The sequence below is a fragment of the Ohtaekwangia koreensis genome (assembly GCF_900167975.1).
Classification (GTDB): domain Bacteria; phylum Bacteroidota; class Bacteroidia; order Cytophagales; family Cyclobacteriaceae; genus Ohtaekwangia; species Ohtaekwangia koreensis.
Genome location: NZ_FUZU01000005.1, coordinates 456,616 through 471,979, shown reverse-complemented (window position 1 = coordinate 471,979; position 15,364 = coordinate 456,616). Strand labels below are relative to the sequence as shown.

10 protein-coding genes are annotated in these 15,364 nt (G+C 43.5%); 6 read left to right on the top strand and 4 right to left on the bottom strand.

What is annotated here, in order from left to right; all coding sequences use genetic code 11:
* Positions 1 to 21 precede the first annotated feature (21 nt).
* From B5Y40_RS29070 to B5Y40_RS29060, 3 genes are all read left to right on the top strand, one after another.
* Complete coding sequence (locus tag B5Y40_RS29070) at positions 22 to 2,412, top strand: ABC transporter permease (protein ID WP_079690405.1); 2,391 nt, start codon at positions 22 to 24, stop codon at positions 2,410 to 2,412.
* Between the two features lie 100 nt (positions 2,413 to 2,512).
* The gene (locus B5Y40_RS29065; protein ID WP_159453840.1) at positions 2,513 to 4,939 is read left to right on the top strand and encodes an ABC transporter permease; all 2,427 of its coding nucleotides are present in this window, start codon (positions 2,513 to 2,515) and stop codon (positions 4,937 to 4,939) included.
* Positions 4,940 to 5,069: 130 nt separating this feature from the next.
* Positions 5,070 to 5,813, top strand: a complete 744-nt coding sequence (locus B5Y40_RS29060) for a GIN domain-containing protein (RefSeq protein WP_079690403.1) — start codon at positions 5,070 to 5,072, stop codon at positions 5,811 to 5,813.
* Positions 5,814 to 5,867: 54 nt separating this feature from the next.
* Here the strand turns inward: B5Y40_RS29060 and B5Y40_RS29055 are convergent, their stop codons facing one another.
* On the bottom strand, positions 5,868 to 6,869 hold the full coding sequence (locus B5Y40_RS29055) for an alpha/beta hydrolase (protein ID WP_079690402.1): 1,002 nt from the start codon (positions 6,867 to 6,869) through the stop codon (positions 5,868 to 5,870).
* 771 nt (positions 6,870 to 7,640) lie between these two features.
* Between B5Y40_RS29055 and B5Y40_RS29050 the strand changes: the two genes are divergently transcribed.
* Positions 7,641 to 7,967, top strand: a complete 327-nt coding sequence (locus B5Y40_RS29050; RefSeq protein ID WP_079690401.1) for a hypothetical protein — start codon at positions 7,641 to 7,643, stop codon at positions 7,965 to 7,967.
* Positions 7,968 to 8,045: 78 nt separating this feature from the next.
* On the opposite strand, the gene B5Y40_RS29045 is transcribed toward B5Y40_RS29050, so the two are convergent.
* Positions 8,046 to 8,765 carry a DUF1028 domain-containing protein gene (locus B5Y40_RS29045; protein WP_079690400.1) on the bottom strand — a complete coding sequence of 240 codons (720 nt, stop codon included), beginning with the start codon at positions 8,763 to 8,765 and terminating at the stop codon, positions 8,046 to 8,048.
* 108 nt (positions 8,766 to 8,873) lie between these two features.
* Positions 8,874 to 9,626 (bottom strand): NUDIX hydrolase, encoded by a 753-nt coding sequence (locus B5Y40_RS29040; RefSeq protein ID WP_079690466.1) that lies wholly within the window; start codon positions 9,624 to 9,626, stop codon positions 8,874 to 8,876.
* A gap of 136 nt (positions 9,627 to 9,762) precedes the next feature.
* Between B5Y40_RS29040 and B5Y40_RS29035 the strand changes: the two genes are divergently transcribed.
* Positions 9,763 to 11,643 carry a glycoside hydrolase family 3 protein gene (locus tag B5Y40_RS29035; RefSeq protein WP_143785988.1) on the top strand — a complete coding sequence of 627 codons (1,881 nt, stop codon included), beginning with the start codon at positions 9,763 to 9,765 and terminating at the stop codon, positions 11,641 to 11,643.
* 137 nt (positions 11,644 to 11,780) lie between these two features.
* On the top strand, positions 11,781 to 13,445 hold the full coding sequence (locus tag B5Y40_RS29030; RefSeq protein WP_079690398.1) for a carboxylesterase family protein: 1,665 nt from the start codon (positions 11,781 to 11,783) through the stop codon (positions 13,443 to 13,445).
* A gap of 95 nt (positions 13,446 to 13,540) precedes the next feature.
* Here B5Y40_RS29030 and B5Y40_RS29025 read toward each other — a convergent pair whose 3' ends face one another.
* A complete protein-coding gene (locus B5Y40_RS29025; protein ID WP_079690397.1) occupies positions 13,541 to 15,286 on the bottom strand; it encodes a family 43 glycosylhydrolase in 1,746 nt (581 codons plus the stop codon).
* Positions 15,287 to 15,364 lie beyond the last annotated feature (78 nt).

Genomic DNA, 15,364 nt, shown 5'->3' with positions numbered 1-15,364 from the left:
GCTATTTACAAATCTCAACCTATGCTTAAAAGCTATTTCATTTCCGGGTTACGAAACCTGTTGAAGCAAAAAGGATATTCCTTTATCAAGATCATTGGTCTCGCGTTCGGCCTCGCAGCAAGCATGGTGATCTATCTATATATCGTTGAAGATTTATCGTACGACACTTTTCACACGCACTATGCACGCATCGTTCGGGTACTTACTATAGATAGCGCTGAAGGTGTAAGCAGTAAACTTGTAGGGGTAACACAACCGCGACTCGCCCCCGCTGCCGAAGAAGAATTGCCGGAGGTTGTCAAGAGTGTGCGTTTTACAGGAGGTGGCCGCTATGACTTGAGCTATCATGATAAGCCGTTGAAATGTGAAGCTGCCTTTCGTGTAGATCCCTCTGTATTTGAAGTGTTTGATTTTCCGATCGTAGATGGCGCCACAACGGGTGCGCTGGATAAACCCGGATCTATAGTCATCACACAAACGCTCGCTAAAAAGATTTTTGGAGACGAGAGTCCAATTGGCAAAACGGTTAAGCTCAATCAAAATACGGATCTGAATGTTACGGCTGTACTGGCAGATCTTCCTAAAAATTCGCACTTGCAATTTGATCTGCTACACTCACTTGTACCCGGGCAAAATGAAGATGGATTAAGACAGGCACTTGATACGTGGCAAGGCATTTTCTGCTTCTCGTATTTACTGTTGGATAAACCTGCAAATGTAGCGGAGCTGAATACCAAACTAAAAGCCATCAGTACAAAGAACAACGCCTATCAATTCTTTACACCTGTGGTTCAGCCCTTACAGGATGTACACCTCCAATCAAAAGAAATACTCTTCGAAACCAACGCGAACAAGTCTGATGTTTTAAATGTATATGTACTCTCCACGATCGCTGTATTGATACTAATTCTTGCGGCCGTGAATTTCATGAACCTGGTTACTGCCAAATCAGCGGGGCGTGCAAAAGAAGTCGGGATGCGTAAAGTCATTGGTGCTGTACGCCAGCAACTCATTGCTCAGCACCTCATCGAGTCTATTCTTGTCACCTGCATGGCCGCGGTAATTGCTGTTGCTGCCGTACTGGTAGTGGTACCGTTGTTGAACAATGCCTATCAGCGTTTTGCTGATGTGACCGTTCTTCTTCAGCCACAAAGTATACTAATCCTGACTGCACTTGTTCTATCGGTAGGAATCCTGGCCGGATTATACCCTGCGTTCATCCTCTCATCCTTTAAACCAATCCTGGTTTTGAAAGGAGCCTTTAAAAATTCGGAGGGAGGTATCCGCCTGCGAAAAGTACTGGTCGTTTTACAGTTCACAATTTCCATTGCACTCATGGTGGGCACTGGTATAGTATACCAGCAGATGCGTTTTATATATACCTCCGACCTGGGCTATAGCCGCGAGCAAGTGATTACACTGCAACAAAACGGGCAGATCGTTGCCAATGCATCTACGCTTAAAAATGAATTACTTAGCAAACCTGCTGTAATCTCTGCCGGCACATCTTCTGCGCGTATGGGGCAACAGTTGGGAAGGACGAATATATTTCCGGAAGGCTCTGTCAGTGCCGAGACAAATATCATCTCCAGCATTATGGTAGCCGATGAAAACTTCATCCCTACCATGGGCATCACGATCGCTGATGGCAGAAATTTCTCATTGGACTATGATGATTCTCTATCGATGATCATTAACGAAGAGATGGCACGTTTTCTTAAATGGAATGATCCTGTCGGCAGAAAAATCAGTCTGCAATCCGGTGCCACGGTAAATGATCTTACAACCTATACGGTAGTGGGCATCGTAAAAGATTTTCATTTCGCCACCATTCGTCACAAGCTTGAGCCGATGTTTATGCTTTACAACAAAGACAACGCGTCTATGGCTGTAAAAGTAAAAGCAGAAAACATGAAAGCAACCATCGCCTTCATTGAAGAGACGTGGAAAAAAGTAAATCCGGGAACAACGTTTGAGTATGCTTTCCTTGATGAACAGTTCGCAAATCTATATCGCAACGAGCAAGCCTTTGCAAATATGTTTACACACTTTACAGCGTTGGCCATAATCATTGCAGGCTTGGGATTGTTTGCACTTTCTGCCTTCACTGCCGAACAGCGCAGAAAAGAAATCGGCATCCGTAAAGTATTGGGTGCAAGCAATGCCTCAATCTTCTATAAGCTATCAGCAGAATTTGTTGTGCTCATCGCTATATCATTTATTATTGCCAGCATGATTTCATATTTCGTGATGAGCCAATGGCTGAAAGATTTCCAATATAGCATCTCTATTGGTGCCGGTATTTTTATTCTTGCGGGTGCTTCATCTATACTTATAGCATTAATTACCATCAGTTTCCAAGCTGTGAAAGCAGCACTCAGTAATCCGGTAGATGCACTTCGAAGCGAGTAGTTTGTAAATGTCTCGGCCTCTCGTTGGTTATACATCTGACGATAGGCCGCGACCGTTATGCACTCTGATCAATCAGCCGTATATTCACAGCGTAAATGGTATGATCAGAAGTTATTTGTCCATAGCGTTGCGATACATGGTCCGGCACAAGGGCTTTTCGTTTATTAATATCGCAGGTCTCACTATCGGTATAGCCTGCAGCCTTCTGATTGTACTCTATATCTACGATGAACTAAGCTACGACACATTTCATCCAGACGCGAAACGTATATACCGCGTTGGCTTCCGTGGTATACTGCAAGGAAAGAAAACGCTTTCGGTATATACCGGTGCTCCACTTGCAAAGACCCTTCAACATGAAAGTGATGCTATTGAATCGACTACACGCCTCGTAAGCTGGGCTACGTTTCCGGTGCGCTACGAAGACCGGGCTTTCACGGAACCGAACCTGTTGCTGGCCGACTCCAATTTCTTTCACTTCTTCCAATTCAAACTTATCGAAGGCAATGCCGACAGCGTGCTACACGGAATGCGAAAGGTGGTGATCACAGAATCTGCTGCCAGGCGCTATTTCGATTATAAAGGTGCTGGTGATAAAACTCCCATTGGTAAAACCATCGTGATCGCACAAGGGTATACCGTACGCGTGAGTGTTATAGCTGCTGACCCGCCACGGAATAGTCACTTTCACTTTACGTTCATTCTTTCGCTTGCTTCCTGGGATGAGATCCATAGCGCAAGCTGGGTAACCGGCCGCGCCATTACTTACCTGAAATTAAAACCGGAAGCGTCCATCGCCCCCGTACAGGATAAGCTCCACACATTTGTAAAGCAATATATAGATCCGGAGCTCGAAGAATTACGAAGAGTAAACATTGATAAATTCAAAGACCAGGGAAATGAACTCAGCTTTTTTACACAACCATTATTAAGCATTCACCTGCATTCTTACTTCACGGATGAAATTGAGCACAACGGAAATATACAGTATATATACCTATTTGGATCAATCGCTATATTTATAACGCTGCTTGCCTGCATCAACTTCATGAACCTCTCTACGGCACGTTCAGCAAGTCGTGCGAAAGAAGTGGGCGTACGCAAAACGGTGGGCGCTGCAACCTCGCGCCTGGTAGGACAATTCATGCTGGAGTCATTCTTTTACATCCTCATCGCTATGCTGCTGGCGTTGTTTATCGTCAGCATTCTGCTATTACCATTTAATATACTTGCAGACAAGCAGCTCAGCATGCGTGTGATTCTCTCGCCTACATTTCTGTTGGGACTGCCACTCTTTGCAATCATTGTAGGCTTACTGGCCGGAAGCTATCCTGCCTTTTATCTGACGATGTTCTCTCCTATCGAAGTGATGAAGGGAAGAATTCGTTCTCGCATGCGCAGCTATGGTATCCGGAATGTATTGGTAGTTTTTCAGTTCTTTATTTCTGCGGGACTCATCATCGCTACGCTGGTGGTATATCAGCAATTAAAATATATACATCAGGCCAGTCTGGGGTTTGATAAAAACAATATAGTAAATCTGCTTCATACCCGGAACCTCGGTGACAACGGAGCGACTTTCAAAAAGGAATTACTAAAGCATAAATCTATCCTCGCGGCGAGCTACTGCAACCGCCTCCCTCCGAATATTGACTGGCAATTTGTATTCAGCACAGCAGAACCGGCACGCGACTATATGTTGAATGTATACGAGATGGATTACGATCATCTCCGTACGATGAAGTATAAAATGATCACCGGGCGATTTTTCTCTCCTGAATTTCGATCCGACTCTACGGCTGTAATCCTCAATGAAACTGCCGCAGAAAAATTAGGAATGAAAACGTTGGCCGGAAAAACACTGTGGAGTATATATGGTGGTCATGAAAAAGCGATCGAGCATGAAGTCATCGGTATCATGCAGGATTTTAATTTTCAATCGCTGAAAGATCCCATTCAACCCATGGCGATTGTATTGGGGAAGCAACCGAACTGGGAAATGGGAATTCGCATTCGCGGAGATAAAATGGACCAGACACTTGACACCATTCGCAGTCTTTGGAAAAAGTATTCGCCCGAAGCTCCCTTCGAATATACTTTCCTCGACCGGAATTTTGAAAAGAAACATCAGACCGAAAAACGCATTGGACAGACCTTTATGTTGTTTACGTTGCTCGCCATCTTCATCGCGTGCCTCGGGCTGATTGGCCTCGCGAACTTTATGGCGGAACAACGGACTAAAGAGATCGGCATCAGAAAAGTAATGGGAGCAACAGAGCACAGCATCATCCGTTTACTGAACAAAGATTTTTTAAAACTTGTGCTGATCGCGAATCTTCTTGCATGGCCCGTGAGCGGATGGTTGATGCACCTCTGGCTAAAGCAGTTTGCCTATCACATCGAACCACCGTGGTGGGTTTTCATTGTAGCAGCCATTACAACGTTTGTCATCGCTTTCTTCTCGGTAAGTTTCCGAGCATGGCGGGCTTCGCAGGGTAATCCTGTTAATTCCTTACGGGATGAATAATCGTTGAGTGTTACAAGTTAATCGTTGATCGGAACAATCTGCAACACAAAAATTCCGTTAACATAACTTTGATAACAGCATAGGGGTAAATCCCGTACAGGTTGTCTGAATGGAAACAACACACTGATTTATGAAAAATATAAAAGTCTCCTCGCTCTTCATTCTTCTGCTCGCGATGGCAACCGCTTCATTCGCGCAGGAAGAAATCACGAAAGATCTCCGCTCCTTTAACAAGGTCATTGCTTCTCCGAAAATCAATCTTATCCTCGAAGAAGGCGATCATGAAGGTATCCGCCTGGTATATTCAAATGTATCGCAGGATAAAATAAATATCGAAGTAAAGGGTAAAACACTTCATCTATACCTGGAAGATGCCAAGGTGGTGGACAAGCTGGAGCGCGCTAACCTTCATGGTAAGGAAAGTATATACCGCCATGCAAATGTTACTGCCTACGTTACCTACAAACAGTTAAAACACCTGGAGATCCGCGGAACACAGGAGCTTACCTGTAACAGTGAGTTGAAGGCCAAGAAATTTAAACTTAAAGCTTATGGACAAAATGAAATAACGCTGGCGGGCATGAAAGCTGAATACCTGAAGACGAGTCTCTATGGTGAGAATGAATTAAAGATAAAGGGCGGCACAGCAGAGTATCAGAAATATAGACTTTTTGGTGAAAACAAAATTGACACGCAAGCATTGAAAAGCTTCTCAACCATTACGAATATATATGGAGAAAGTAAGATTAAACTTAGCACACAAGACGAGCTTCGTGTAAATTCCTTTGGAGAGTCACGGGTTTCTTACAACGGAGATGCTCAGGTGAGCAGAGGATTGATCTTCGGAAAAACTCACATCGATAAAATCAATTAATGTTTACTGTCCTACACCTGTTTTCTGTAGACAACCGGTGTAGGACAAGTAAAACTAAATCTTCTTCATCCCCAGCTTCTCGACAGCAAATTTTTCTATTGCTTGGTATATTTCCTCATAATGCTTATTCGTAAGTGATGAGCCTATCACGTGACCACCTGCATCGGGGAAAGGTATAGCTTGCTTGAGATCAGCAGGCGTACTCAGTTTATCATTCATATCCAGCATCGCGCTCACCTTCACCTGAGGGTCCTGCTCCTGTTCATTCTTAAAATAATACAGCGTGAGGCAAGGTTGCTTGATCTTTTCAAAAGTCTCCTTCACCATTGTACTCTCTACCAATTCTTCTAATTGTGGTGTAGCCTCGAGTCGGTATTTGCTATACCAGTATTTCGATTCCTCTTCAGTGTCTTCCGTGGATATACTGTATTTCCCGCCTTTCACCAATCGTACGATATATAGTCCCCAGGGATCGTTCAGTAAAAACGCGGCACCATTGTTAATAGCAACGTTAGGTGACATATTGATCAGCGCATGCACATCGTCAGGATACTCTGCGGCCAGCTTCAACGCCAACGTACCGCCTGTAGATGTACTTACCAGAATTACCTTATTGCCAAGCTGCTTGCCGATGGCCAACGCTTGCTTGGCGCTCTCCCAGAGTCTGTCAGGGGTGAAGTTCACCAACGCATCCGTTGTATCGATACCGTGATCGGCCAACCGCGATAAATATAGATTACAGCCAAAGGTCTTCGCGAATTTCTGGTGTGTCGGAAACCCCTCCATTTTGCTGGCAGAAAATCCGTGCAGGTATACTATAGCATATTCAGTTTTTTGACGGGTACTGTCATGCCACACGATCTCTGCTTCGTTGCCAGGTTTTATTTTATGCTGTGCTTCAGCCGTTGCCACATACTGCTCTAATGCCAGAGGGCTGGCAGGTGCCTGTGGCAGCGTAAGGTTAAACACAGGAGTTTTAGGCTCGGGGCCGAGAAAATAAAGGGCCAACAACAGCAGGATCGGGAAGGTGATTCTTATAATGCGCTTCGAGTTCATAAGGGTAGATTTAAGTAAAGATACTGAAATGCATGTATCATGCTATCCGCCCCCTGTATTACATTTATGTGAATTGCCGCTCATGAATCCGAAGCGAATTATAGCATTTAGAATTTGAAAGCCACGTCCACCATGAAATTGGCAGTCTTCCTGCGTACCAATAAAACCATCGCTTACCAGTACATTTCTTCCGCAAGGTTATAATGTCTACACCCAAAAAAAACAGTACCTATCCCGTTGTAACTGGTTTCACTTACCGAAGGTTGCCACTTTAGTACACACATACACGGAGCAACACTAAACCAGGTACAACAGTCATTCTCCAAATTAAAATTATACGTTTTAAAAGAATACAATAAGATACTTTCGCAGATAGGACTTTGAGTGAGTAAATATATAGTTCACGCAAAATTATCAGGTCTACTCCATGCGATTCAACATACCAGGCGATACCCTTGAGAGATTGGACGATCATCAGCTGGGAGTTGTTAATCATTCAATGGGTGTTGATGACACTTGAAACATATCCGACAAAAATATATTTCGCGCTTCACACGATTTCGATTGTCAGGTGTAATAAAATGTTAAAAGTTTCACTGCACAATGCGAACCTTAAGTGTTTTCTTTGCGTATGGTTAAGTGTAGGGATTTTTTAACCGATGTTACTAACAGAGAGATATATACCCCGCACAAAAGATTGTAGTGAACTTGGACCAAGCGCCAAACAATCTTTTAAACTTAAACGCTGTGTACAATTTTATCACTAAGAAAATGAACTGGACAACATTATATATCACAGGAAAGTCAGACTTCAGAAATGAAGTCATGAAAAAGCTTGAGCACTCACGTCTCAACTTTATGCCAGGCTACACCGGTGGTACTTCCGACAAGGATGTACATGACATGTATTGGGTTGATGACGAAATCGATGTTCGGGAATTTAAAGAAGCTATCGGCAGCAAGCTGATCTGGAAATACAGACTCAGATTCTACGTTTGCCTGGAAGACTTCATCGAATCAAAGAACATGAAGGATCAAGATAAATTCACTCCGGACGAAATTGATCTGATCAATTACATGCAGGAACACGAAGTGTAAAGTCACTCCACCCGGCTTTGCATTTCGCGTTCGCTGATCATCCAATACCTCGCTTCACTTACGATATACATTTGTATATCAATCTATAGAATTCTTAGCTTTCCATTTATCGTATCTTTTCCGAAGCAATATCACTGCGTTAGGACCACCTTTATACTGCCCGAATGTATTTAAATTCAGAGAAGGTTTCTTTGCGTGATCATCCTTTTTATATACCGTGATAAATGCACTCGTAGCACGTTGTTCACCACATCGTTTATCGCCTCCGGCATTTGATCCGGCCTCCAACGCCTGCATCAAGATCAAATCGATACTCAGCGATTCCTTTTGACCAGCAATCACTGCTGCCATTACATCTTTCAAAACCTGTTCACCGGTTAATGTATTGCCTTGCACAGATATACCGGGAGCGGTCAATGCACCACCATACGCATGCGTAGAATCGCCCGTATAGGTTGCAGGGTTTATAATGTCCATCGTAACAACAGCATATTGTTGTCTCTCCGGATCAAAGGAAGGATCGCGCAACGCTTGTATGATTTCTTCAGGTGATGCATTCGCCAACATCATTTGTATACCCTTTGCCCTAGCCTCATTATTACTCATGGCCTGAACAATGATAGCACCCTTGCCGGGAATGATCCTCCCTATACCATAACAGTTTGGAGAACACGATGCACCCGCTGTACCAATGGTTCCTGTTTTTGAATCTATAATGATGATAGACCATGTTGCCTGTGCCTGAACAGACATGAAGACTATAAAAAAAACTGTGATGAAAGATCGAAGTAACACCATATATATATATTGTAAATGACCTTCAAGATACAGTTTAAATCTTTAGTCAATGTATAAAAATCGTTTTCACTGCACTATATACTTTCGATCCGGGCATCGGTGCTATACTTAAAAGCCTAACTTCAAACCCTGCTTCATAGCGCGTTCATATTTCTTTTTATCAAAACGATATAGATAGGGCGCCTTGTGTGCGCCTCCGGTCTTGCGTTCCTTTAACCGTTCGAGTATACCCAGACTCAACATCTTCTTTTGAAAATTCCTCCGGTCGAGTGGTTGATCGAGAATCGTTTCATATAGCCGCTGAAGTTCAGGCATTGTAAACTTCTCGTGGAGTAAATTATATCCTACAGGGTAATCATTCAGGCGGATGCGCAATGTTTCAAGTGCCTTTTCCACCATTTCATTATGGTCATATATCAACGCGGGTACTTTATGGATATCGTACCACTTACATTCATCACTAAGCCAATCGGGTCGCGGACTCACCTTCGAGAATTCTACAAGGGCATAATATCCTACGGAGACAAACCGCTCGCGCATCCAGCTTTTTTTTGTGTCCGGTATATCTTTAAATTTTTTACCACGCTCACGATTCGGTGCTCCAAATGTATGAAACTGCTGCAGGTATATATTGCGTAATGCTGTACGCTCCTGTAACGTGCGCACCGCAGATTCGTCTACGGATTCATCCCACTTTACAAATCCACCGGGTAAACACCAACGGCCATCTTTCCACCGGAGCAGCAACACCTTCAGTTGATCTTCATGAAATCCGAAGATCACACAATCTACTGAAACGCGTGGCACGTAGATCTTATCACCGTTTAGCAAGAAATCCCGAAGTTGCTTTTCTCTATCCATAGTCGCCCAAATATCGCGATTAGCCATCATTTTTTTTGCGATGCTCTGAAATCTTTCATTAAACGGTTCAATGTGTATTGAAAACACATTGAATATTGTATATCATTGTGTACGCATAACACAATAACCAGACGCTATGATAAACCCTTTAAAACTGTTTTACAGTTCGGCAATAGCCTTTACGGTGATGTCGGCCTGCTCTGATAATACGCCCTTCCGGGACTTGAACAAGAATGGTAAACTTGATGTGTATGAAGATTCGCACGAATCTGTCGATAACCGTATTGATGATTTGCTGAAACAGATGACGCTGGAAGAAAAAGCTGGCATGCTGTTCATCAATGGAACACGGATCAATAGCGATGGATCGCTGGATGACAGACCGGGAGAAGGTATGTTTGCCTTCGCTCCTATAGCACCCAAGCTGATGACAGAAAAGTATATGACGCACTTCAACGTGTGGGCTGTGCCGGAGAAGAGAGCGCTGGCCACCTGGTATAACAACCTTCAGAAATTTGCAGAGGAAAAAACACGACTGGGTATACCCGTGACAATTGCCTCTGATCCACGCAATGCTTTCAGCAACAATATATTTTCAATGACCGCCAATGACTTTTCACAATGGCCTGAGCAGCTTGGTTTTGCCGCTATAGGAGATGAAAAGCTAATGGAGCAACATGCAGATATAGCGCGGCAGGAATATATAGCAGTGGGTATACGCGAAGCTTTACATCCCATGGCCGACCTTGCGACAGAGCCGCGGTGGCCACGCATCAGCGGTACCTTTGGTGAAGATGCGCAGTTGTCGGCCAAACTTATCAAGGCCTATATCAAGGGTTTTCAAGGTACTACACTGGATTCAAATGGTGTTGCCTGCATGACAAAACATTTCTCGGGTGGTGGTCCCCAGAAAGAAGGTCTTGATCCGCATTTCGAATTTCAAAAAGGACAGGTATATCCGGGAAAGAATTTCAATTATCATTTGATTCCCTTTGAAGCAGCGTTCGAAGCTAAAACCGCTGCGATCATGCCGTACTATGGTGTGCCGGTTGACCAGACAAACGAGAATGTTGCGTTCTCTTTCAACAAAGATATTATTACGGGATTGCTACGTGACAAGTATAAATTTGATGGTGTGGTTTGCACAGACTGGGGATTGATCACGGATGCAAAGATGGGCGATATAGTATGGCCTGCTCGTGCATGGGGTGTTGAAAAATTATCGGAAGAAGAAAGAGTATTAAAGGTTCTCAATGCCGGCGTTGATCAGTTCGGTGGCGAGAATTGTCCCGAGCATGTTATCAAGCTTGTAAAAGATGGCAAACTTACAGAAGCTCGAATCGATCAATCTGTGAGACGCTTGCTTCGCCAGAAATTTGAATTGGGACTTTTTGAAGATCCCTATATAGATGTTGAGAACGCTATGGCTGTAGTCGGTAAAGATGAGTTTAAAAAAGCGGGTGAAGACGCCCAACGCAGGGCCATCACATTGCTAAAAAATTCAGCGGCGAAGGGCAAGAATATTCTTCCACTCGAAGCGGGTAAACTTAAAATATATATTAAGAATATAAATCCAACGGTAGCGGCGCAATACGGTGAAGTCGTTTCAAAACCTGAACAAGCAGATATAGCGATTGTAAGGCTGAATACTCCATGGTATCCTGTGGAGACAAAAAATTTCTTTGCGCGTGGTTTTCACCATGGTGATCTCGATTTTAAAGGGACACAGAAGGACAGTATATTGATGTTACTGAAAACAGTTCCTACCATTGTTGATATTTACCTTGATCGTCCTGCAGTGATTCCCGAGATCAGCGAGAAAGCAAAAGGTTTAGTAGCAGATTTTGGAGCGAGTGATAATGCTGTGCTGGATGTTCTGTTTGGAAAAGCAAAACCCGAAGGCAAGTTACCTTTCGAATTACCTTCTTCCATGGACGCTGTTCGCAATCAGAAGGAAGATGTTCCATACGATTCCAAAGATCCGCTATATAAGTTCGGACATGGACTTCATTATTAAATATAATAGTTTACAGGTTGTTAGGGCCCGGGTTGTTCCGGGCTTTAATTTTATACTATGCTTTACATAAAAAAGATTGATAGTAGTGGTATAAATGTGTAACATTCAATAACAAATCAACCAACCCAGAAAATGCAATGAAAACAATGCGTTTAATTTTACTGCTCTTCGTGGCAACAGCAATGACAGCAACTGCACAGAAACTTAAAAGTGGTCCTCAGGTATTAACATTCTTTTCAGATGTAGATGATACAGAACAACCTTACGGATTATATCTTCCAAAAAATTATGATGAAAACAAAAAATATCCATTAGTAGTAATGCTGCATGGTGCAGGCTCGAATCACAGGCTATCGTTGCGCAGAGTATTTGGAAAAAGTAATGCGAATGGAGAAAACGATGTTGAAGCAACGCGCTATTTTCCCGAATGGAAAGATGTAGAATATATAGTGGCATCACCGTATGTGAGAGGTACCATGGGCTATCAAGGTGTGGCAGAGAAAGATGTATATGATGTACTCGCCGATGTAAAAAGCCGTTTCTCTATTGATGAAGATCGTATATATCTGACGGGTTTATCCATGGGCGGTGGTGGCACATTGTGGATTGGCCTCACGCGTCCTGATATATGGGCAGCTTTATTTCCGGTATGTCCCGCGCCTCCGAAGGGTACAGATGAACTCGCTCCCAATGCGTTAAACCTTCCGATGTTTTTTCATCATGGTGATCAGGACGCTGCAGTTCCGGTTACAGTATCCCGTGACTGGACGAAACGTTTGAAAGAGATTGGTGTGAATGTATCCTATACGGAGTATCCCGGTGTAAATCACAACAGCTGGGAAAATGCTTATAAAGATGAAGCAGTCTTTGAATGGTTCGGTAAGTTCAAGCGTAATAAATTTCCGGATCGTGTTCTCTTCAATTCAAAGAACTATAAATATAGCAGTGCCTATTGGGTACATTTTGATCAGCTGACTCCGGGTACACTGGCGACTATAGATGCAAAGTTTACAGCACCAAATCAGTTGGAGATTAAAACAACAAATCTTACAGCTTTCACATTACAACTGAAAGGTCATCCGAAATTCAATGCAGCACAAGCATTGCAAGTCACCATCAATGGAAAGAAAGTAAAAACATCTGCCGCTGAAACTGTTTCCTTTACGGAACAACAAGGCAAGTGGGCAGCAACAAAATATGAATTACCTGCCACCGCTAAAAAACCAGGAGCAGAAGGACCGATTGGTGCTGTGTTTTCACAACGGCATGTCTATGTGTACGGCACTGCGGGCAATCCTTCCGAGGCAGAGTTAAAGCTTCGTTCAGAGATCGCTACACAAGCTGCGAACTGGTCTTTCTATCGCAATGCTTTTCTCGGACGCATCATGGTTTTCCCAAGGGTGATGTCGGATAAAGAAGTAAGACCCAGTGATCTTAAAGACGCTAACCTCGTTTTGTTTGGCACGAAAGAAACCAACACAGTCATTGAGAAATATAGCGATCGTCTTCCTTTACAATTGAATGCAGCCTCGGCAAATGATTTTGGATTGCTCTATGTATTTCCGATCGATGGACACTATGTTGCCGTGAGTTCAGGGTTAACCTGGTGGACCGGTGCTCAACCGGGAGCATTGCCTTTCTTGCCTCCTGCATTACTAGCGCTGAATCAATTCAAGGACTATATACTTTTCAAAGGGACTACGGGTGGTGTTATATCGGAAGGTTACTTTGATCAGAACTGGAAGTTACCGGCAGAAGCGAATCAGGCGATGAAGGCTTCAGGGGCTGTGACAGTCAAATAGTTTTTATCCCGCAGAGTTCGCAGATTAACGCAGATTTAAAATACACACTTGTATTTCGTCTACGCTAATCTGTGCGTTCTGCGGATATATTTTCGTTATTTCACAAATATAGCTTCGCTCATTTTTGAAACACCATTCTCATTGAATGCTTCTATCGCAAAGTAATAACTAACGTCTTTCGTCAGCGCCCGAATCTCCAGTGACTCCGGTTGATCTGCAAAAACCTGGTATGTCTGGTATAGTTTATCTTTTGCAATGCCCCAAAGTATATTATAGCCTACGGCACCAGGAACCTTCTGCCATTTGGTAAAAGCATTGCGGGTGTCAAGATCGCGCACTGCCGAAAACTTGAGTGGTGTCTTCGGTATTTTTCCATCCCCATTTCCAAATACACGTATATCGCTGATGGCGAGGTTGGGCGAGGCTACATATACATGCTCATACTTTATATACCGCGCCTGCACTGCATTTGGAAGTTCCAGGTATGCATTGGGGCGATCACGTTTTTCATTGGTAAGATCAACAACTTTGTTCCATTGCTTTCCGTCACGTGAGGTATAAATCCTGAACTGGGTATAGATCTTTTGATCAAAGCCATCGTAGATATTTGATTTATAGTCTGTAAAGTTAACCTGCACCGCCCGCACCTGTTGTTCACGCTGTAAATCAACGATTACAGATTCTCCTTCTTTATTTTGCTTTGCCACCCAGAATGTACGTGGGTTCTCATCCGTAATGTTTGCAACCTTAAACGTATCAAGTAAAGAAGATGCTATAGCAGGTTTCTTATAAGACAGTAACATCCAACCTGTGAAGAGTTCATCTTTATTTTGCCACTTCTTCACCGGCAGATAATGCGGCAGGTCACCAAACCGTGTGTTGGCAAACATCTGTCCGTCCTTATCAAAGCCGGTTGGGAACATCGCGATCCTTCTCTCAAAATTCCAGTTCACAGCAACCCAGGGTGTGCCGGTGTTCCAGTAATTACCATAGTTGTCCTGAAATGTATTACCATGACCCGCCCCGGTTACAAATCCACCTGGCTTGTATGAGATAGGATTATAGGGTGCATATGTAAAAGGGCCGAGCGGATGATCACCTATATATGCACCATTCGCATATACATTATATTCCGTGCCGGGTGCTCCGTATTGCAAATAGTATTTTCCATTGTGTTTTGTCATCCAGGCGCCTTCTGTAAACGGCGTGATCGTAGAGCGATGATCGCGACCGAAGCGCTCCCATCCATGTTCCTCAGGATGCAGATATATAAGTTCTTTATAGCTGCCTTTATACCTGAGGCGGTACTTCTTATCCAACTCACTACCAAAAATGGGATATACGTTGGAAGATCCCCAATACATATACCACTTGTCGAGTTCTTCATCGTAAAACAATGCAGGGTCCCAAGGCCCAATGTCTTTTGGCAAACGTGGCAACCAGCGGTTATAGAAATATAGCTTCCCGGTTTCTGGTGTTGTTGTAAATAAAATTGGTCGCTGTTCAAATGTAGACTGAAACAGATATAGCGTATCACGAACGGAGATTGCAGCCGGGGCGCACATGTCTTCCATCGGCCACTTATCCGGCACTATATATTTCCAGTTCACCAGGTCTTTCGAATGCCAGTAACCTCCGGAGATCGTAACGAATAAAAAGTATTCACCTTTGTGGTTTACGATAACCGGATCTGCTCCGGAGCGATAGGATATACTATCATTCAACTGCTCATAGTTGTAGCGATAATTTATATCCATCGGGTTGCAATACGTCTTTTGTGCGGGCTGTGCACGCAGTATAAAAGCCCCTGCAACTATTAAAAGTGTGATGCTATATTTCATACGTTAAAAACAGGCTAGCAGTCGCGAAATGCGATTTGAAAATCAAAAAAAGAAAAATCAAAAGTAGCAAAAAAGAAA

Coding starts and splice junctions, on each gene's coding strand:
- B5Y40_RS29035 (WP_143785988.1), top strand. CDS start 9,763: ATGATAAACCCTTTAAAACTGTTTTACAGTTCGGCAATAGCCTTTACG.
- B5Y40_RS29045 (WP_079690400.1), bottom strand. CDS start 8,765: ATGGTGTTACTTCGATCTTTCATCACAGTTTTTTTTATAGTCTTCATG.
- B5Y40_RS29070 (WP_079690405.1), top strand. CDS start 22: ATGCTTAAAAGCTATTTCATTTCCGGGTTACGAAACCTGTTGAAGCAA.
- B5Y40_RS29055 (WP_079690402.1), bottom strand. CDS start 6,869: ATGAACTCGAAGCGCATTATAAGAATCACCTTCCCGATCCTGCTGTTG.
- B5Y40_RS29060 (WP_079690403.1), top strand. CDS start 5,070: ATGAAAAATATAAAAGTCTCCTCGCTCTTCATTCTTCTGCTCGCGATG.
- B5Y40_RS29025 (WP_079690397.1), bottom strand. CDS start 15,286: ATGAAATATAGCATCACACTTTTAATAGTTGCAGGGGCTTTTATACTG.
- B5Y40_RS29065 (WP_159453840.1), top strand. CDS start 2,513: ATGATCAGAAGTTATTTGTCCATAGCGTTGCGATACATGGTCCGGCAC.
- B5Y40_RS29040 (WP_079690466.1), bottom strand. CDS start 9,626: ATGGATAGAGAAAAGCAACTTCGGGATTTCTTGCTAAACGGTGATAAG.
- B5Y40_RS29050 (WP_079690401.1), top strand. CDS start 7,641: ATGAACTGGACAACATTATATATCACAGGAAAGTCAGACTTCAGAAAT.
- B5Y40_RS29030 (WP_079690398.1), top strand. CDS start 11,781: ATGAAAACAATGCGTTTAATTTTACTGCTCTTCGTGGCAACAGCAATG.